The 19,538-nt window shown below is 70.3% G+C and carries 17 protein-coding genes; 11 read left to right on the top strand and 6 right to left on the bottom strand.

Annotation, left to right across the window (positions count from 1 at the left end):
- Window positions 1-558: 558 nt before the first annotated feature.
- Genes VF468_25090 through VF468_25080 form a run of 3 tightly spaced genes read left to right on the top strand, consistent with a single transcriptional unit; the run spans window position 559 to window position 4,508 of the window.
- Complete coding sequence (locus VF468_25090; GenBank protein HEX5881564.1) at window positions 559-2,100, top strand: NAD(P)-binding domain-containing protein; 1,542 nt, start codon at window positions 559-561, stop codon at window positions 2,098-2,100.
- 6 nt (window positions 2,101-2,106) lie between these two features.
- Window positions 2,107-3,150 carry an alpha-hydroxy acid oxidase gene (locus tag VF468_25085; protein HEX5881563.1) on the top strand — a complete coding sequence of 348 codons (1,044 nt, stop codon included), beginning with the start codon at window positions 2,107-2,109 and terminating at the stop codon, window positions 3,148-3,150.
- Window positions 3,151-3,167: 17 nt separating this feature from the next.
- Window positions 3,168-4,508 carry a cytochrome P450 gene (locus VF468_25080; GenBank protein ID HEX5881562.1) on the top strand — a complete coding sequence of 447 codons (1,341 nt, stop codon included), beginning with the start codon at window positions 3,168-3,170 and terminating at the stop codon, window positions 4,506-4,508.
- Window positions 4,509-4,687: 179 nt separating this feature from the next.
- On the opposite strand, the gene VF468_25075 is transcribed toward VF468_25080, so the two are convergent.
- A complete protein-coding gene (locus tag VF468_25075) occupies window positions 4,688-5,371 on the bottom strand; it encodes a sulfotransferase (GenBank protein HEX5881561.1) in 684 nt (227 codons plus the stop codon).
- A 66-nt stretch (window positions 5,372-5,437) separates the two neighbouring features.
- Between VF468_25075 and VF468_25070 the strand changes: the two genes are divergently transcribed.
- The 3 genes from VF468_25070 (at window position 5,438) to VF468_25060 (ending at window position 8,476) form a co-directional block, all read left to right on the top strand.
- Window positions 5,438-7,015 carry an AMP-binding protein gene (locus tag VF468_25070; GenBank protein ID HEX5881560.1) on the top strand — a complete coding sequence of 526 codons (1,578 nt, stop codon included), beginning with the start codon at window positions 5,438-5,440 and terminating at the stop codon, window positions 7,013-7,015.
- 236 nt (window positions 7,016-7,251) lie between these two features.
- On the top strand, window positions 7,252-7,803 hold the full coding sequence (locus VF468_25065) for a sigma-70 family RNA polymerase sigma factor (GenBank protein HEX5881559.1): 552 nt from the start codon (window positions 7,252-7,254) through the stop codon (window positions 7,801-7,803).
- Window positions 7,796-8,476 (top strand): zf-HC2 domain-containing protein, encoded by a 681-nt coding sequence (locus VF468_25060; protein ID HEX5881558.1) that lies wholly within the window; start codon window positions 7,796-7,798, stop codon window positions 8,474-8,476. The genes VF468_25065 and VF468_25060 overlap by 8 nt, the downstream gene beginning before the upstream one ends.
- 128 nt (window positions 8,477-8,604) lie before the next feature.
- Here VF468_25060 and VF468_25055 read toward each other — a convergent pair whose 3' ends face one another.
- From VF468_25055 to VF468_25045, 3 genes are read right to left on the bottom strand one after another with little or no spacing between them, the layout of a single operon-like run.
- Window positions 8,605-10,341 (bottom strand): bifunctional sulfate adenylyltransferase/adenylylsulfate kinase, encoded by a 1,737-nt coding sequence (locus VF468_25055; protein HEX5881557.1) that lies wholly within the window; start codon window positions 10,339-10,341, stop codon window positions 8,605-8,607.
- A gap of 2 nt (window positions 10,342-10,343) precedes the next feature.
- The gene (locus VF468_25050) at window positions 10,344-10,715 is read right to left on the bottom strand and encodes a hypothetical protein (protein HEX5881556.1); all 372 of its coding nucleotides are present in this window, start codon (window positions 10,713-10,715) and stop codon (window positions 10,344-10,346) included.
- Window positions 10,716-10,774: 59 nt separating this feature from the next.
- A complete protein-coding gene (locus VF468_25045; GenBank protein ID HEX5881555.1) occupies window positions 10,775-11,128 on the bottom strand; it encodes an STAS domain-containing protein in 354 nt (117 codons plus the stop codon).
- A 669-nt stretch (window positions 11,129-11,797) separates the two neighbouring features.
- On the opposite strand from VF468_25045, the gene VF468_25040 reads away from it, so the two are divergent.
- From VF468_25040 to VF468_25025, 4 genes are all read left to right on the top strand, one after another.
- Complete coding sequence (locus tag VF468_25040; GenBank protein HEX5881554.1) at window positions 11,798-12,457, top strand: MerR family transcriptional regulator; 660 nt, start codon at window positions 11,798-11,800, stop codon at window positions 12,455-12,457.
- Window positions 12,454-13,875, top strand: a complete 1,422-nt coding sequence (locus VF468_25035; protein HEX5881553.1) for an ATPase domain-containing protein — start codon at window positions 12,454-12,456, stop codon at window positions 13,873-13,875. The genes VF468_25040 and VF468_25035 overlap by 4 nt, the downstream gene beginning before the upstream one ends.
- 414 nt (window positions 13,876-14,289) lie before the next feature.
- A complete protein-coding gene (locus VF468_25030; protein HEX5881552.1) occupies window positions 14,290-16,290 on the top strand; it encodes a TPM domain-containing protein in 2,001 nt (666 codons plus the stop codon).
- 71 nt (window positions 16,291-16,361) lie between these two features.
- Window positions 16,362-17,108, top strand: a complete 747-nt coding sequence (locus tag VF468_25025) for a PspA/IM30 family protein (GenBank protein ID HEX5881551.1) — start codon at window positions 16,362-16,364, stop codon at window positions 17,106-17,108.
- A 100-nt stretch (window positions 17,109-17,208) separates the two neighbouring features.
- Here VF468_25025 and VF468_25020 read toward each other — a convergent pair whose 3' ends face one another.
- Entirely contained in the window at window positions 17,209-17,691 is a 483-nt protein-coding gene (locus VF468_25020; GenBank protein ID HEX5881550.1) for a GNAT family protein, read from the bottom strand.
- Between the two features lie 234 nt (window positions 17,692-17,925).
- Window positions 17,926-18,291 (bottom strand): DUF6326 family protein, encoded by a 366-nt coding sequence (locus VF468_25015; protein HEX5881549.1) that lies wholly within the window; start codon window positions 18,289-18,291, stop codon window positions 17,926-17,928.
- A 924-nt stretch (window positions 18,292-19,215) separates the two neighbouring features.
- Between VF468_25015 and VF468_25010 the strand changes: the two genes are divergently transcribed.
- On the top strand, window positions 19,216-19,538 hold a 323-nt coding region (locus VF468_25010), incomplete at its 3' end, for a cyclic nucleotide-binding domain-containing protein (GenBank protein ID HEX5881548.1).

Genomic DNA, 19,538 nt, shown 5'->3' with positions numbered 1-19,538 from the left:
CGGCAGCTGGGACTGGAGACCGGCGCGGCCGAACGCCTGCTCGCCGGCGCCGCCATCATCGGGTTCCCGGCGGTGTTCGCCGTGGCGTTGCTCTACGGCTTCTGGAGCAGCAAGCGGACGATGATCGGCGTCGTCCTGCTCACCTCGGCCACCCTCTTCGCCTTCGTTGCGCTGGGGCGGCGGGTGGGGGACCACCCATTCGTGCTCCAGGCGCTCATCGTGCTCCTACTGGTGGGCACGAACTCCATCCTCGCGGTGCTGACGCCGTACAGCTCGGAGGTGTACCCGACACGCGTCCGGGCCAGGGGAACCGGCCTGGCGGGAGCCTGCGCCCGCGCGGGCGGGCTGCTGGGTGTGAGCGTCGTCGTGATCGGACTGGCCCCGCCCAGCCTCAGGGGTGCTGCGGCGCTCGGTGCCATCCCGACCGCGCTGGCCGCCCTGGCGGTTGCCCGCTACGGCGTCGAGACCCGCCGGCGGCGGCTGGAGGAGATCACCGCGACCGAGTTGGCCGCCCATGCGTCCCCGGACACCACTCGTACCACAACTGGAGGGAGACCCATGGACTATCTGGTGATCGGCGCGGGTCCGGCAGGGCTGCAGCTCGGCTTCTTCCTGGAGCGGGCCGGACGGGACTACCTGGTCGTCGAGGCCGGTCCGGCGCCAGGCACGTTTTTCCGTCGGTTCCCCCGGCACCGGCAGCTCATCTCGATCAACAAGCCGCACACCGGCTGGGACGACCCCGAGCTCAACCTGCGCAGGGACTGGAACTCGCTGCTGTCCGACGACCCACACCTGCGCTTCACGCGCTACACCGGCCGCTACCTCCCCGCCGCCGACGACATGGTCCGGTATCTGGCGGATTTCGCCAGCGCGTTCCATCTGCGTGTCCGTTACGACACCCGGGTCGTCCGCGTCAGCCACCACGACGGGGCGTTCCGCACGACCGACGACCAGGGTGGGATCTACGAGGCGAAGCGGCTGGTTGTGGCGACCGGCGTCTCGGTGCCGTACGTCCCACCGATCCCCGGTATCGAGACCGCGGAGCTGTACGGCACCGTCTCGGTGGACCCCAATGACTTCATGGATCAACGGGTGCTGATCATCGGCAAGGGCAACTCCGGATTCGAGACCGCGGACAACCTGATCGAGACGGCGGCGGTGATCCACGTCGCGGGCCCGGAGTCCATCCGGATGGCGTGGCGGACCCACTACGTGGGGCATCTGCGCGCGGTCAACAACAACCTGCTCGACACCTATCAGCTCAAGTCGCAGAACGCGCTCCTCGACGGGACGATCCAGCGCATCGAGCGCCGGAACGGCTCCTATCTGGTCACGGTGAGCTTCGCCCGGGCGAACGAGGTCACCAAGGACATCCCCTACGACCGGGTGATCGTGTGCACCGGCTTCCGGTTCGAGCCGTCGATCTTCGACCCGACCTGCCGTCCCGAGCTGGTCATCGACGACCGCTTCCCCGCCCAGACGGCCGAGTGGGAGTCGGTCAACGTCCCGGACCTGTACTTCGCCGGGACGCTCATGCAGGTCCGCGACTTCAAGCGGTCGACCGGCGGGTTCATCCACGGCTTCCGGTACGGGATCCGGGCCCTGCATCACATGCTGGAACGCAAGTACCACGGGGAGGAATGGCCCCATCGGCTCCTCCCCGCCGAGCCCCAGGCGCTGGCGGACGCCGTGATCACCCGGGTCAACCGGTCCTCGGCCCTCTGGCAGCAGTTCGGCTTCCTCTGCGACCTGATCACGGTCGACCCGGACGGGACCGCTCGCCACTACGAGGAGCTGCCCGTCGACTACGTCCTGAGAAACACCACCGGCGACTACGTCACGGTCACCCTGGAGTACGGCCCCGACCACGACCGGTTCGACCCGTTCGACATCTCGGTGGGCCGCATCGCCCAGTCCGACGCCGAGTCCGCGGCCAAGGGCCGCTACCTGCACCCGGTCGTCCGGGCGTACCGGCTCGGAGCGTTCGTCGCAGAGCACCACGTGACCGAGAACCTCGAGAACGAATGGACCGACGAGACCGTGCACCGGGAACCGCTGCAAGCCTTCCTCGCCCGCGAGCTGGGCCGGGTCCCGGCCTGAGCGCTAATGGAGCCCCTCTCGCTCCGGGAGCTCGAGGAGGAGGCACGCCGCCACCTCGAGCCTGCCGTCTACGATTTCTTCGCCGGCGGCGCCGGCGACGAGGTCACCGTGCGGGCCAACGAGACGGCCTTCGCCCACATCGGCCTGGTACCACGCGTGCTGCGCGGCAGCCAGACACGGGACCTGGCTGTCGCCCTGCTCGGCCGCCGCGCTGCCCAGCCCGTCATCGTCGCACCGACCGCGTTCCACCGGCTCGCTCACCCCGACGGGGAGCTGGCAACCGCGCGAGCCGCCGCGAAGGCCGGCCTGATCATGGTCGTCAGCATGGCGTCGACGGTGGCGATCGAGGAGCTCGCCGAGACCGGCGCCGATCTGTGGTTCCAGCTCTACGTCCAGCCCGACCTCGGCTTCACCGAGCAGCTCGTCCGGCGTGCCGAGGCGGCGGGCAGCGCGGCGGTGATGGTGTCGGTGGACTCGCCGGTGTTCGGCCGCCGCGAGCGGGACCTGCGCAACGGCTTCCTCGACCTCCCACCCGGAATGGCCTGCGCGCACATGGACGGACGGCCGATCGCCTTCCGGGCCGACCTGTCCTGGGACCACATCGACTGGCTGCGGTCGGTCACCGCGCTGCCGATCGTGCTCAAGGGTGTCGTCCACCCACAGGACGCGCGGCTGGCGGTGGACCGCGGAATCGACGCGCTCGCCGTCTCCAACCACGGCGGACGCCAGCTCGACACCGTGCCGGCCACGATCGAGCTGCTGCCACCCGTCGCGGACGCCGTCGGCGGGACGGTTCCGCTGCTGCTGGACGGCGGAGTCCGTCGCGGCACCGACGTCCTCAAGGCCCTGGCCCTCGGCGCGGACGCCGTCGCGATCGGGCGTCCCGTCCTGTGGGGGCTCGCAGTGGACGGCGAGAACGGCGTCGCCCGGGTGCTGGACATGCTCGGCGCCGAGCTCGGCCAGGCACTGGCCCTGTGCGGCTGCCGCTCGCCACGCGACGTGAGCTCCGATCTCATCTGGAGGAAGACGTGCTCCCGGTGTTCGTCCTGACCACGTGCGTGCTCGTCGTGGCGAGCCTCCCGTTGTGGCTGCCGAGGGGGGTCGTCGCGCTGCGCATCCGCGTCTTCGCCCACCTCAACGGCCACGAGGGGATTCCTGTGCCCGGCGACCTCGTCGGCGCCGCGCAGTTCAAGGAGGTCTACTCCCATCCGGCGGCGAACGGGCGCAGCCGGGGGGCTGGCCTGTCGGACCTGTTCTGGTACTGGTTGTCACCGGGCGCCGAGCTGCACCAGGAGCACCTGGAGGCGGGGGATCGCTACCAGGAGATCGCCCGCACGACCAGGCGCATCCTCGGCGTGCCCCGCGCCCGGGCCGAGGCGCTGGCGGAGCGATGCTCGGCCCGGGCGCTCAGCGGCATCCAGGGCCCCCGGCTGGTGCGGCTCCGCGACCTCATGATGCCGGCATGGGCCGAGTTCTACTACGAGGTCGTGTTCGGGGAGCGCTGTCCGCCCCTGGCGCGTGACCTCATCGTGGACAACGCCGACGACGTCGTGACCGCGCTCAAGTGCTGCGGGCTGCGGCACATGGACCGGCGGGACCGTCTGACCCGGTTCCTCACCGACCGGCTCGAAGCCGGCGGCCTGCCCCACGAGCTTCCCTCGGGCCTGTCGACCCGGGAGCGTGCCCTCTACCTGCAGGGCACCTTCTTCAACACCGCGATCGTGCAGACGTCTGAGGCGGTGGCCCACCTGCTGATGGTGCTCGCACAGCACCCCGAGGCGCAGACCCGGGCAGTGGGGGACGACCGCTACCTCGACCAGGTCATCGAGGAGACCTTCCGCCTCTACCCGCTCTTCGGGATCGCCCACCGCATCACCACCGGGGAGATCGCGGTCAGCAATGGCGTCACCCTCCCGGCGGGCTCGGTGCTGTGCTTCAACTACCCCGCGTTCCATCGCGTCGGCTTCGATGATCCTGACCACTTCGACCCGTCGCGGTGGGAGACGCTTTCCGCACGGGAGGCCAACCACATCCCGTTCGGTGTGGCCACCAACCGCTCGTGTCCGGCGTGGCGGCTGGCGCCGATCACCATGCGGGTCGCCGCCCGTGAGACGATGAGACGCTTCGCACTGTACTCGTCGGCGTCCCACACCCGCTCGATGCCGAACCGTGGGCCATGCCTGCTCGTGCCGCGGGAGGGACCACACGGTGCTCGTCGCGCACTGCTGGCCTACATCTGGCTCCGCGATAGATGGGAGGACGTCGCCCGCAGCGTCGTCCAGCTCATCCTCGGAACCTACATGGTGCGCGACGCACGCCGGCTGCGCCTGTGCCAGCGCCATTTTGAAGCGCAGGAGGGGGATCCGGAAGCGGCTGAAAACCTGCCGGCGGCAACCGACGGACCCTGATCGTGGCGGCCGCCGCGGCGCTGGCCGGCGCCATCGGCGCCTGGCTGGCGATCGGGAGCGGGAGCGTCCCAGACCCACAGCCAGCCGGCGGCGGGCGGTCACCGTCGACGTCCGGGTGCGGCTGACGTCCGGCGTCGTGTGGTCGGTCTGGGCATGCGCGACAGCGAGCCGGAGCGCGGTCAGCGGCCGAGGACGATGAGCCGGAGCAGCCTGCCACGACGCTTCTGATGCCACGCTTCGCGTTCGTTGACCTGGGGAAAGGGCTCGCCGGGGACGGGGACACCGAGGAACTCGCACAGCGGTGGCCAGCCGTCGGCGACGTCGAAGACCAGCAGCCGGTCGGCCGGGATCGTGGCCCGCACCTCGGCGAGGTGCCGTTCGAAGACCTCGATCGCATGCTTGCGGTCGTCGATGCGGCCGCCGAACACGCGGTCCACCATGGTGGCCCGCGCCATCCGGGGATAGAGGGCGAAGTCCGGAGCACGGTGGGCGACCAGCCACCGGATGATCCGGCGGCGCAGCGGGAGCGGCCGTGCTTCAGCCAGCGCACGGGCGAAGATGGTCGCGCTGACGCTGTCGTACCACCGGTCCGGGTCTCGGACGGTGAGGATGACCTTGGCGCCGGGGTAGTGCTCGGCCAGTTCCCGCCAGTACGCGGCGGCCGGCCAGTCCAGCGCACTCTGGAAGCCGGCGAACACCTCATCCCAGCCGAGGCCGCGGCCATGCGAGATCTCCAGCCACTGACGGACCCGGTACGGATCCCGGATGACGGTGGACATGTGGTAGCACGGGCCGTATCCCAGCATCTCCAGCGCCGCCTTGAGCGAGGCCGTGCCGGTCCGGCCGAAACCCGCACCGATCACCTTCACATGCGCTCCAGCCGGTAGGACAATCAGGCTCTACGAGGACGATATGCCCGGAGCCGTCCCATGCGCGATCCCATCGAGCCGCTGTTCCCGCAATCTCTCCTGGAGGCGCTCCGGCAGTCACCTGGCAGTCCAGCATTCGAGCAGGGCGGCCGCAGCGTCTCGCGCGCCGAGCTGCTGGACCTCATCGGCCGGCTGGCGGGCGCCATGCGCCGCGCCGGGCTCGGCCCCGGGCGGGGCATCGCCGTCCACCTCGCCGTCTCGCCGGAGGCGTTCGCCGCGCACATCGCCGCCCATGTGCTGGGCTGCCGCGTCGTCGCGGTCCGGCCGGGGTACGCCGCGGGTCAGCTCGCGCACGTGCTCGGGATGGACGTCGACTACGTGCTCGTCGACGCGACGACGGTGGAGACGTCGACGGCAGCGTTGCTGACCGCGCCGGAACCGGCTCCGCTGCTGTCGCTGGGGCCGTGCCCGAGCGCGATCGATCTGCTGGCGCAGCCCGGTGACGGCGGGGATCTCCGGGTCACGGCCCGCCCGGACGACGTGGCCGCGCTCGTCTTCACCAGCGGCAGCACCGGACGGCCCAAGGGCTGCGCGATCACCTACCGTGCGCTCAGCTCGCACTGGACCTGGCAGCCCCGCGCGTGGTCCCCCGCAGCGGCGGAGTTCGCCATGGCCTTCGAGCGATACCTGCTGTTCGGCACGCTGGCCAGCATGGTGGTGCTGGAGTTCCTGGCGCCATGCCTGCTGGGCGGCGGGACCGCCGTGATCCCCGACGACGAGGGGCGGCCGCTGTTCCCGTACGCGATAGAGCGCTACCGGATCACCGGCTCCATCATCACGGTGCCCCGGCTCTCCCAGATGCTCGACGTGCTCCGCCGGCAGCAGGTCGACGTCGGCAGCCTGCGTGCGCTCATGGTGTCAGGCTCGCCGATCAGCCCACGCCGGCTGGCGGCGGCGGTGGAGCGGCTCGGCCCGGTGGTCTACCAGGGGTACGGGCAGACCGAGGCCGGGAACATCGCGATGCTCACGCCCACCGACATCGCCGCCGGCCCGGACCGCGTGCTGGGCTCCGTCGGCCGCCCCCACCCGCAGGTCGAGGTCAGCGTGCGGGACGAGGCGGAGCGGGAGGTCGACAGGGGCCGCACCGGCGAGATCTACGTGCGCGCGCCGTACCAGATGACGCGCTACTGGGGGCAGGAAGAGGAGACCCAGGACACGCTCCGGGACGGCTGGTTGCGCACTCGCGATCTCGGCTACCAGGACGCGGACGGCTTCCTGTACCTCGTCGGCCGGACCCGGGACGTGATCATGGTGAACGCGATGGTGGTCTACGCGGGCCCGATCGAGCAGGTGCTCATGAGGCATCCCGACGTGGCCGAGGCGTACGTGGCCGGTGCCCCGGACGAGCGCAGCGGCGAGGCTGTGCACGCGTTCGTCGTCCTGGATGGCCGCCGTACGCCCGACCTCGACGCGCTGACCGCACTGGTCCGGGCCGAGCTCGGTGAGGACAGCGTCCCCCGGACGATCACCGTCGTGCCCGGCGTCCCGATGGCGGCCACCGGCAAGCCGGACAAGCGCGCGCTGCTCGCCATGCACGGCATGCCGCCCCACGCTTCGCCGCTCTCAGGTCTCGGGTGAGACCCGCAAAGCCGCCGACGATCCCGTAGCCGGTGCCGGGACCACCCTCGGCGGCAGCCACCACAGTCCGCCGATGACCATCCGGTCGGCCCCGCCACGAGGGCCACGTTGGTGCCCACGACTCGCCCGCTGGTCAGGGCGGATGCATCGACGGCGGACGGCTACGGCGCCGGCCGCGCGTGGGATTCCGCATCGGTGAGCCGGAAGCGGCACTGGGCGACGTAGGTTCAATAGGTATGAACTTGTCGGACGACTCCCTGCTGGCGGGGATGGCGATGGGTGACGCCGCCGCCGCTGCCGCGTTCGTCCGCCGTTACCAGCCACGGGTCTACGGGCTGGCGCTCACCATCGTGAGATCCAACACAGTCGCCGAGGAGGTGGCGCAGGAGGCATTCCTGCGGATCTGGCGAAGCGCCACCGCATACGACGCACGGCGCGGACAGGTGGGGACCTGGGTGCTGACGATCACCCGCAACCTCGCCATCGATGCGCTGCGCCTTCGCGGTAACCATGAACAGCCGATCGAGCCCCAAGCGCTCATGGAAACGTTGCTCTCGCGCGAAGAGCGCGAATCCAGGAGCACGCACGTCGAGGATAAAGAGCAGCTCAGGAGCGCGCTGTGTGCGCTTCCTCCGGAACAGGTCAGGCTGATCGTGCTGTTCGTGGTCTATGGCCTGACCGCCCAGGAGACTGCGGACCTGGAGGGCATTCCACTCGGCACCGCGAAGACGCGGATCCGCCGGGGGATCGCCAAGCTCCGCGAGGCGCTGGAGGTGAGCGGTGGCTGAGGGGCTGGAGTGCGCCGAGGCCCGGGAGCTGTTCCCCGAGCTGGCCGCCGGCGTGGCTGCCGGCGATGAGCGGGCGCGCGCCCTGGGTCACCTCAGCGGCTGTCCGGCGTGCCGGCGTGAGTTCGCCGGCACCGCGGAGGTCGTCGACGAGCTGCTCTGGCTGGTGCCGGAGCATGACCCCCCGGCGGGCTTCGAGTCCTCCGTGCTGGCACGCCTCACACCGGCGGCTCCGCGCCGCCGTCGTCCACGGCCTCGGCTGCTGTGGGCGGCGTCGATCGCGGTCGCGGCGGCTCTCGCCGCTGGGACGGTGTGGTGGCAGACGGCCGACGACCGCGAGCTTGCGAGCAGCTACCGTCAGACGCTTTCGGTCGCGCACGGACACGATCTGAGCGCGGCGCCGCTGCTGCTGGCGGGGGGCGCCGAGACGGGGACCGTCTTCGCCTATCAGGGTTCGCCTTCCTGGATCTACGTCACGTTCAGGTCGACACCCCCCCAGGGCCGCTATGACGTCCGCCTGCTGACCAGGGACGGACGCCGGTTGGTGTTGCGCTCATTCACCGCTAGGCCGGGCGGGACCGCTTGGGGTAGCACGATCCAGGTGCCCATCCGACAAATCCAGAAGCTCGAATTCATCAGGTCCAACGTCCCGACAATGACTGCCAGCTTCGGTTGAGCCCGGATCCACCGATGCGGTGATCGGTGGCAGTAAGCGGTGAAGCGGTCCTCGGACTTGGGAGAGTGACGCTGCTGGGTCGAGGTCCGGGCACCAAGACAAGCGAAGCATCGTTTCGTCCCCGGCAGTCAATGCGCCCGGTTGTCGCCTTCGCGAAGATACCCCTTGCTCCGGAGGCGCTCGAGGATCGACTCGGCCGCCTCCTCGGAGGTACAACGCGTGGTGTCAACGACGATGTCGGCGTCGGCGGGCGGCTCGTAGGGGTCCGAGACGCCGGTGAAGGCCGGCATCATGCCGGCCCGCGCCCTGGCGTAGAGGCCCTTGCGGTCCCGAGCCTCGCAGACCTCGACCGGGGTGGCGACGTGGACGAGCAGGAAGCCGCCGTAGGCCTCCACCATCGCGCGCACAGCCTTTCTCGGAGCGTCGTAGGGGGCGATCTGGGCGCAGATGGCGACGCCCCGGTGCTTGGTCACCTGGGCGGCGACGAAGCCGATCCGGTGGACATTCTGCTCGCGGTCCTCCTTGGAGAACCCCAGGCCGGCCGACAGGTGCTTCCGTACCAGGTCGCCGTCGAGCAGGGTCACTGCCCGACCCCCACCCTCGAGGATCCGGACCTGCAGGATGTGAGCGATGGTGGACTTGCCGGCGCTCGGCAGGCCGGTGAGGAAGATGGTCACACCCTGCTCGGCCCGGGAGGGACGGCTGCGACGCAGCTCGCGGGCGACCACGGCCGGCGTGAACCAGGCGGGGAGCGGACGGCCCTGATCGAGCTGGCGCCGCAGCTTGGTGCCCGAGATGACGCGCGTCCGGGCTCCGTAGGGGACCTCGTCCTCCGGCAGGTAGGCGTCGGCGTCCACCACATAGACCATCTGCCGGAACGGCAGGATCCGGATCCCCAGTTCGGCCTGGTGCCGGCCCAGGAGGTCCTGGGCCTGGTACGGGTCGTAGAACGGCCGGCCGGTCCGGTCCATGCCAGGTCCGGCATGATCGCGACCGACGATGAAGTGGTCCGCCCCGTGGTTCTTGCGGATGATGGCGTGCCACACGGCCTCGCGGGGTCCCGCCATGCGCATCGCCAGCGGCAGCAGGGACAGCATCGCCCGACCGGCCCCCAGGCTGGGCATGACCGCCCGGTAGCACCGCACTCTGGTGTAGTGGTCGATGTCGCCCGGCCGGGTATGGCCGACCACGGGGTGGACGAGGAGGCTGGCGTCGGTGGCCCGGGCCGCGCGCACGAGCAACTCCAGGTGCGCCCGGTGCATCGGGTTGCGGGTCTGGAAGGCGACGACCCGGTCCCAGCCGCGGCGTGCGAGCTCGGCCCGCAGCTCGGCCGGCGTGTGCCGCAGGTCCCGGAAGTCGTAGTGCCGGGGCCGCCCCAGTCCCTCGACGACGCCGCCGACGTACCAGCTTCCCGTCCGCCGCCGAAGGTGGGCGACGCCGGGATGGACCTCGTCCGAGGTACCGAGCACCTGCTGTGCTTCGGCCTCACGGTCTGGTCGCCAGGCGTCGTCGACGTGGAGGACGGCCAGCGGAACGCCTTCCGGATCCCGGAGCACGAGCTTGGCACCGGCACCGAGTCGACATCCGACGGCGTCCGGGACGTCGAGGGTGACCGGGATCGGCCACAGGGTGCCGTCGGCCAGGCGCATGCGGGCGCAGACCGACTCGTAGTCAGTCCGGCCGAGGAAGCCCCGCAGCGGAGAGAAGCCGCCGCCCAGCAGCAGCTCGAGGTCGCAGAGCTGCCGAGCCGACAGGTCCCACGACGGCCACCGCACCGCCCGTCCCAGCAGCTCCCGCCGGCGTTCCGGGGTGCTGATGAGCTCCACGAGCCGTCCCCCGTGCGGTGCGATCAGATGGTCAGCCATGATCATCGTCCGATCTCGAAGGCCGGGCGGTCCGGATCGGCCCGCAGCGACGCGAGCACCGGTCCGGGGAACAGGTCGGGCACACCTGTAGTACGCCCAGCGGCGTGCTGAGGGATTCGTTTCGAGGTAGCAGTCGGGTGCTGTCGCCCGGCGGCGACCTCGCGGTTGGAGAGGCCGCGGGCCACCAGCAGCGCCACTCGGGTCTCCTGAGACGTCAACGGCTCGGAGGCCAGCCGCCGGCGGGGCCGGGCGGTGGCCCCGGTGGCGGCCAGCTCATCGGCGGCGCGGCCGACTGGATGGGCGATGACCGCGGCCCCGGCGGCCCGGCCCCATGTACGCCTCGACCAGGGTGGGAGCGACCCCCAGCGGCTCATCCATGGCGCGCAACCTTGGGAAAGCTCGGCGGGAGGATTAGGCAGGCCACGATGGCGTCCTACGGTCCCACCGGCTCGGCGGCCAGCGCCTCCCCAAGGGAGGTGTCGATCGGGAACACCTCTGTCATCCTGGTCAGCGCCAGCACCCGCCGCACCAGCGGTCTCGGCCTGACCAGCCTCACGGAACCGCCGTGCTCCTGGACGCGCCGCCGGGCATCGACCAGGACCCTGATCCCGGCGCAATCCAAGAAGCTGACCCGCTCCAAGTCGACGATCAGCTGGTGGCAGCCGCGGTCAACCAGGTCGACGACAACGGCCTGGAGGCGCGGGCAGGTGGCCAGGTCGATCTCCCCGCCGATGTGGATCGTGGCACGGTCGCCGTGGTGCTGGACGGAGAGTCGAAGCTCCATCATCGGCACCGGCTCCTCGTGCTGAAGCGTTGCGTTGGCAGCCCGTCGCAGCGGGATCTCGGGTCGGGTGGAGAGGATTCCGGGACTGCGACGAAGACCCCGCCGTGTCCTTGTAGACCGGCCCGTCGCAGTCCCGGAATTCTGTGGCGAGCGTGGCGCCCGCTGTGTGCTCTGCTGGCCCCACCCTCAGCGGCCATCTCGGCCGACCGGGTAGTGGGGTGACTGCCTGATGGCTCGCTGTCAGCGGCATCGGTGCACCATGCCGGGCGGTCAGGGGAGGCGAACTTAGATTCGGTCTGGTTGGCATGGGTAGTCGCAGGCTGGCGGCCGGGTGTGTGGGTAGTGGTCGCGGCCTGACCGCTGGTCGCAGCCTGGGGGTCACGACCGGCCCAGACCCCGCTCCCGCGCGCCCCGGGGCTGCACGCCTCGTCGCAGAACCGTTGATGGGTCGAGTACGACATACTCCCTCCGCAGGAGGCGGCTCCGTCGCCTAGCGAGGCCAGCCCTGCGGTACCTCTACTGAAGAACCGAGGAACTTCTGAAGCAGTTTAGTCCTAGCACGACCAACTTCCTAGCGCTGAGACCGTTCGGTGCTTACATTCTGAAGAGGTCCTGGACGCTGACGGAGGTGGCCGGCTTGGACGGAGGGAGTGAGCTTGCGAGGGTCCGGCGGTGAGCGGTCGGCCGGTGTACAGCATCGGCGCCGTCGCGCAGATGCTCGGCATCCCGCCGGCCACGCTGCGGACCTGGGAGGAGCGCTATGGACTTCTGGTCCCGGAGCGCAGTCCTGGCGGCCACCGCGTGTACTCCCGCGACCAAGTTGAGCAGCTCCGCTTCGTCAAGGCCCAGCTCGACAGCGGCATGTCGCCTGCTGATGCCCATCGCCTGCTCGCTGAGCGAGTGGCCGCCGGGTCGGTTTCGTTGGGCGCTCCCGAGCTGGCCGAGACGCGGCTGCTGATCCTGCTCGCCGATCGCGACCCGCATGCCGCCGGGCTGGCGGAGTACTTCCTGCGCACCGAGGGCTACGAGGTCGTTGCGGCGCTGGACGCCGCCGAGGCGGCCCGCAAGTTCGACGAGCTGGCCCCCAGCATGATCGTGATCGACCTGCTCATCTCCCCCGGCAGCGGTCTGGAGCTGTGCCGGCAGCTCAAGCAGCGCAGCGGAGCGCCGGTGCTGGCCATCTCGACCCTGGAGGCCAGCGACCAGGCGCTGGAGGCGGGGGCCGATGGGTTCCTGCAGAAGCCGCTGGACCCGCTCCAGCTTGTCTCGGCCGTCAAGGATCTGCTTGGCGCCAGCGCCTTTCTCCGGCCCAGCTCGGCCAGGCCACAATGACCGAGCAGCCCGACAGCAGCGGGCGGGTGGCCAGCGGCAACCCGCGGCTGGACGCGATCCTGGGCGGTGGCTTCCCCGCCCATGGCATCAACCTGGTGGTGGGACCGCCCGGGAGTGGCAAGACCGTCCTGGCCCAGCAGTATGTGTTCCACAACGCCACCCCTGACCGGCCGGCTGCCTACCTGACGACCGTGTCGGAGCCGCTGGAGAAGGTCTTGCGCTACGGCCAGACCATGGCCTTCTTCGACGCCTCGGCGGTCGGTCGGGCCGTGTTCTATGAGGATGTGGGCGGCCTGCTCGGCACCGAGGGGCTGGCCGCCGTGATGGAGCGCGTCGACACGCTGCTCAAGGAACGCCGGCCGGCCATCATGGTGGTCGACAGCTTCAAGGCGCTGACCCCCTATGCGACCGACCAAGGCGGGTTCCGCCGCTTTCTCCACAGCCTGGCGGGTCAGCTGAGCGCCTTTCCGGTCACGTCACTGTGGATCGGGGAGTACGACAGCAGCGAGTTGTCCACCGCCCCGGAGTTCGCGGTCGCCGACGCGATCATCAGCCTGTCCAGCGATCGGGTCGGCCAGCGCGAGCTGCGGGTGCTGCAGGTGCTCAAGCTACGAGGGTCTAGCTTTCTGTCCGGCAGGCACACCTATCGGCTGTCAGAGGCTGGCATGGACGTGTTCCCGCGCCTGGCCGACCCCATCGATACCACGGCCTACCCGCTGGGCACCGAGCGGGTCTCGTCCGGGATCCCGGCCTTGGACACGATGCTCGACGACGGCTACTGGCCCGGAGCGGCCACGCTGGTCGCCGGCCCGACGGGATCCGGGAAGACCCTCATGGGCCTGCATTTCATCGTCAGCGGCGCCCGTCGTGGCGAGCCCGGCGTCATCGCCACCCTGCAGGAGAACCCAACCCAGCTACAGAACATCGCCCAGGGGTTTGGCTGGTCGCTGGCCGAACCCGGGATCGAGCTGCTGTGCCGCTCCCCAGTTGACCTCTACATCGACCAATGGGTCTATGAGCTCCTGGCGGCCATCGAGCGCACCGGCGCCCGGCGGGTCCTGATCGACAGCCTGGGCGATCTCGCCTTCGCGGCCGGGGAGGAGACCCGCTACCGCGAGTACCTGTACTCCCTGGTGCAGCGCTGCTCCCGGCGGGGCGTGAGCGTGCTGATGACCTTCGAGCTGCCAGACCTGTTCCAGGTCACTCGGCTGTCGGAGCTGGGCGTCTCGCACGTGTCCGACAACGTCGTCCTGCTGCAATACCTGCGCCAGCCCGCCGTCTTACGGCGCACCCTGACCGTGGTCAAGACCCGAGCCAGCCTGCACCAACCCCAAGTCCGGGAGTTCACCATCACCCCCGACGGGATCACGCTGAGGGATGAGGCTCCAACCGACTCTCCTCCGGATCGTGACGGCTAGTTCGCGGCCGTGGGCCAGCACAGCAGCTCCCTTCGGCGCAGCTCGCTATGCGTGCGCTGTTAGCTGGAAGCCTTCAAGCTCCGCCCACCCGCCACCGGCGTCCGCCTGGTTCCCGCCGACCAAGAGGTCTCCCAGACCCCTCGCATCGCCACATCTCGCTGGCCACGCTGCCCAGGCCATGAACATTCCGGCCGCGGATCGGTCGTCCTCGGCTTGATCACTGGAGGTCTCGCCGGCAGGCCGCCGAAGGATCGTCCACACCGCGAGGACGCCGTTCCACACCGCGACGAGCCTACGGCCGTCGCCCCGGGCGGGGTGACGGGCTGGGAGTGATGTGGGTAAATGCGCGCGCCAGGGGTACCGCTGCGTTGCAGGGCTGTAGAGCCACTCGGGGCAGGACGCGGAGGTGGGGCCGTGCGCTGGCTGCTCGTGGCCATCGTCGCAGCGGTGCAGCTATGGGCCGGTGGGGGGCCGGCTTGGGCGGAGCAGCCATTGCGGGTGGACGATCAGGTGACCGACCGAGTCGGCGCGCTCGCCGGCGACAGCGCGCGGGTGCGCGAGGCGCTTGACCGGCTGCGGGATGCCAACGGCACCCAGCTGTTCGTGGTCTACGTGTCGGACTTCAACGGCATGAACGGTCAGCAGTGGTCCGATGAGACGGCGCGGCGGTCCCAGCTCGGGGACCGTGACGTGCTGCTCGCGGTCGCGGTCGATGACCGGGCCTATGGCTACAGCGTCGCCGGGGCGTTTCCCCTCTCCGACAGCGAGCTCGCCGACCTGGCGGTCCAGGAGGTGGAACCCCGTCTCGCGGCCGGCGACTGGGCGGGTGCGGCGGTGGCCATGGCCGACGGGTTGCGAACGGGTGGGAGAGCCGGCGGTGATGGCGGAGGTGGACTGCCGGTGGGTGCGCTTCTGGTCGGCGCGGGGATCGTGGGCGGGGGCGCCCTGCTGCTGAGCCGTCGACGTCGTGCGCGTGGCGCTGACGCCCGTGCCGGGAACGCCCCTGCTGCATCGGGCCGGGCGAGAGCCCCTGGCGGGCAGCCCACGATCCCGACACGGGAACTCGCGCAGCAAGCCAACGCCGTCCTCATCGAGGTCGACAACGCGGTGCAGACCTCGGAGCAGGAGCTCGGTTTCGCTCAGGCCTCCTTCGGCGACGAAGCGGTGATGGGCTTCCGACAGGCGTTGGAGCAGGCGCGCGGGGAGCTGAGCCAGGCGTTCGCGCTGCGGCAGCGACTCGATGACGCCGAACCCGAGGATGAGCAGACGACGCGGGCGATGCTGACCGAGATCCTCCAGCTGTGTCGTTCGGCCGATGATCGCCTCGACGCCCAGGCCGAGGCGTTCGACCGGCTGCGCGATCTGGAGGGAACGGTGCCCGACGTCCTGGCCGCGCTCGGGCCACGGGCGCAAGAGGTGCAGGCGCGGCTGCCCCAGGAGGAGCAGCGGCTGGAGTCGATGCAGGGACGGTACGCCGCGACCGCGCTGGCGCCGGTCGTCGGCAACGTCGAGCAGGCGCGCCAGCGGCTCAACGCCGCCCAGGGCGAGCTCACTGAGGCCCGCTCGGCGCTGGATGCCGGCAGGCGAGGCGAGGCGGTCGTGTCCACCCGCGCAGCCGAGGACGCGGTGGCACAGGCATCGACCCTGCTCGACGGGATCGCGCGGCTGGAGACCGACCTGCTCGAGGCGGGCGCACGGATCGCAGCCGCCCGGACGGAGACGGAGAAGGACCTTGCCGAAGCGCGGGCGATGCTGGCTTCGGGGAACGCTGCGGACCCGGCTGGACTCCGGCCGCTCATCGGCCGGGCGGAGGCGGCGCTGACCGCGGCCGAGGCCGCCCTGCGACCTGCGCCGGGTACGCTGCCTGACCCGCTGGCCGCGCTGCGGCAGGTGGACGAGGCGGATGTGGTCCTGGATGCGGCGCTGGCGGCGGCCCGTGACGCGCAGGCTCAGCGCCAGCGTGCGGCGGCGATCCTCGACCAGGCGCTGCTGGCGGCGCGATCAAGCTTTGCTGCGGCCAGTGACTTTGTCGCAACCCGCCGTGGTGCGGTCGGCAGCGAGGCACGGACGCGGCTGGTCGAGGCGCAACGCCACCTGGAGCAGGCCATGGCCCTGTCCGAGCAGGACCCGACGCAGGCCCTGCGGGAGGCGCAGTACGCCGACCAGCTGGCCCAGCTGGCGTTACAGCTGGCCCAGAGCGATGTGGACCAGTGGTCTTCGCCCTACGGGCCGGGCAGGGGCGGTGGCTACGGCCGCGGTGGTGGGCTCGACCTTGGCAGTCTGGTCCTCGGGGGCATCCTGCTCGGTGGCGGCGGGGGATTCGGCGGGGGCCGCGGAGGGTTCGGCGGGAGGTCGCCGGGCAGCTTCGGTGGCTCGGGCACCCGGGGTCGTCGGGGCGGAGGGGGGCGCTTTTGACCATCCCACCGCACCGGCACAGGAGAGGCGGCGAGAACAGCCGGTGACCAACCACACGGAGGAGACCGACGATGGCGCAGCAATCGATTCTCGGCCGGATCGGCCAGCTCGCCCGAGCGAACATCAACGCAATGATCGACGCTGCCGAGGACCCCGAGAAGATGCTGGACCAGATGGTCCGCGACTACACCACCAACATCGCCGAGGCCGAGGCCGAGGACGCGGTCGCTCAGACCATCGGCAACCTGCGCATGCTCGAGGAGGATCACCAGGAGGCGCTGGAGAACGCCCGGGAGTGGGGCGTCAAGGCGCTGGCGGCCAGCCGCAAGGGCGACGAGCTGCGGGCCTCCGGCGACACGGCGGGCGCCGACCGCTTCGACTCCCTGGCGAAGATCGCGTTGCAGCGCCAGCTCGACGCCGAAGGCCAGGTCGCCGCGTTCGAGCCCCAGATCGCCGCCCAGACCGAGGTCGTCGAGCGGCTCAAGACGGGCCTGGAGCGCATGCGCGGCAAGCTCTCGGAGCTGACTGCCAAGCGTAACGAGCTCGTGGCGCGGGCCAAGATGGCCGAGGCCCAGACCCGGGTCCACGACGCGGTTCGCAGCATCGACCTCATGGATCCCACCAGCGAAGTGTCCCGCTTCGAGGACAAGGTCCGCCGTGAGGAGGCCCGCGTGCTCGGACGCCAGGAGCTCCAGGCGTCCAGCCTCGACGCGCAGTTCGAGGCGCTCGAGGATGACGGTGAGCTGCTCGAGGTCGAGGCGCGGCTGGCGGCGCTGAAGAAGGGCACGGCACCCCCCGCAATCGGCTCGGACCGGTAGAGGGTCCTCCTCAACCCGACCTGCGCACGGGACGTAAGCGGGCCAGGAGGTGGGGCACCAACTGGCCCTTGGGATCTGGCGGCAGAGCCGCTACTCCGAACTAGCCCGACTTGTGCCAGGGCCGTGGGTCGTCGCGGAGCAGCGAGTAGACGAGCACGTCGACATTGCGGCCGCCGTTGAAGAAGGCTCCGCGCGCTGTTCCCTCGAGCTGGAATCCGCACTTCTCCGCGATCCGCCGGCTCGGGGCATTCTCGGGCACGATCACCAAGGAGATGCGGTTGACCTTCTTTGCCCCGAACAAGTAGTCAACCAGGAGGCGCACCGCCTCGGTCGTGTAACCCTGGCCGGCGTGCTCTTGGCCGTACAGCTGGTAGGAGAGCTCGTAGGCGTCCCAGTAGTTGACCGGTGGGAAGAACTCGATGTGGCCGACCATGACGTCGTCCCGGTTCCAGATGAGGAGGGTGCCCTCATCCCGCTCCCAAAACCCGTCTCTGCGTGATTCCGCCGGAGAACTGACTCCGGCTGGACGCCCAGGGGGAAGAACTCGCCGCGGTTGGAGATCTCGGTGTGCGCGTCGATGAATGCCGCCAGATCGCGCTCACGCACCGGACGCAGCACAACCTTGTCCCCGTTGAGCATGATTGGCCCCTCTCCCACGTTCCCCATAGCCATGGTCCTCTTGACCGACCCTCGGGCGCCAGCGCCTGGCACATCGGTCCCAGGACGTCCGTCCGTCACTTGCGCGTCCTGGGGCTGATCTGAACCCGCGGGGGCGCTCAGAGACGAGCGGGGAGTCGACCAGAAGGTTCGCAGGTCTTCAGGGCGTTACCTCCCGCCTGGGCCACGTCCACGCGTACCAGACGATCACCAGCAGAAGAGCACTCTCCACGATGCTCAAGAACCAGTAGTACGCCGACGTCTCGCCGATCGCCGACGCCACGATGGAGACGACGTACAGGCTGGGCAAGACGATGTTGGTCCAGCGGTTGACGGTCGGGCTGAGGACCAGCGAGAGGAACACCATCACGCTCGCGATCGCGATATACAGCGAGACCGCGAACAGGAAGACCTGCGTGATCGCCATCCCCGACAGCTCGCCGGCCATCACCTCCTCGATCTGCCCCGGGCTGAAGAATCCGAAGATGTCGCCATAGGCGAACAGGAAGAGCATCGCGATCCACAGGGCCGCAATCTTGCATCGGACGCGACCTTCACGTCCTCGAAGGTCCTGGAGCTGGCGCTGGACACCTTGGCACCTCCCCTTATCCCCCCGCGGGTGCGGGCAAGCCTAGCCGACGCTCATCACCGCTCGAGCGTCCATGTGGTTTGCACACCCAGCGTGCTGGGGTACCACCATGCCGGTGGCCAGGGACAGCCCGTCTATACAGGGGGATGTCCCTGGCCCAGAGCCCGCCAGGGCTCCCCTAACAAGGCGATCGCCCCGGCGGGGCTCGCTTGTCGGGGGCAGCCGGCGGGGGTCTACCTTGCCTCGGCAAGGTCCGTGACGCGGAGCGCCGCTGCCCCCACGAGCGGGACGGCCGGTCCACCATTGGTTCATACGCCATCGGAGCCGGGCGGTCTCCAGCGGTCCGTCGTTCGCGCAGGTCGCCGGTGCCATCCTGGGGAAACAAGCCCCGGTGGAAAACCTCTGATAAGGATGAAGTCGGAGGTGCAAGTCCTCCCAGGCCCACCGTCCGGCCCTCTGACCAGCGTCGCGGTCGCCAAGGGCATGGACCTGCAGGCCGCACCGATCGTGAAGGGCATCTTCTGGCTGCGGGCGGTCCCGGCCATGCTCCGCGGCCAGCCCTCCCGCCCCCCGGTCCCCGGGGGCTGGTTGAGGAGACGCTCGGGCTCGGCTCCGGTGTCCTGGCAAGGTCCCGAACCGGGAGATCGTGGTCGGCACCGACACCCAGCCCTGGCACCAGCAGGTCACCTTCCACCCGCTGCCGCCCGAGGAGTTCGCCACCTTCGCCGAGCCCGGGTATAGCGAATCCCTGCGCGTCCCGACCAGCAAGAGCCATTCGCCTCTAGTTGCTGCGGCCAGTGATAGGGAGGCTGACATGCGACGGAGTCGCCACCGGGGTCGACAGCTCGATCGGGGGAGGCCATGGAGCAGGCAGACCTGGAGCGGTTGTCGTTCTTCGACGGCCTGCCCGGGTGGGCCCTGGCCCGCCTGGCTGAGGCGGCCCGTGAGGAGGAGCTGCCCGCCGGCCGCACGGTGCTGCACCAGCACGACCGGACCCGGGCCGTCCACCTTCTGCTCGCCGGCGCACTCCAGATACACGTGCGTGTCGGTGAGGACGACCTGCTGGTGGCGGTGCTGCGTGACCCGGGGGAGCTGGTCGGCTGGTCGGCCTTTCGACCGCCCTACCGGGCGACGGCATCGGTCCGCTGCGAGCAGCCGAGCCGGCTGGTCACGGTGCCGGTGGC

The sequence above is a fragment of the Actinomycetota bacterium genome, assembly GCA_036280995.1.
Classification (GTDB): domain Bacteria; phylum Actinomycetota; class CALGFH01; order CALGFH01; family CALGFH01; genus CALGFH01.
Note: the sequence above shows the minus strand (reverse complement) of the source record. Positions and strands in the feature narration are given on the sequence as shown.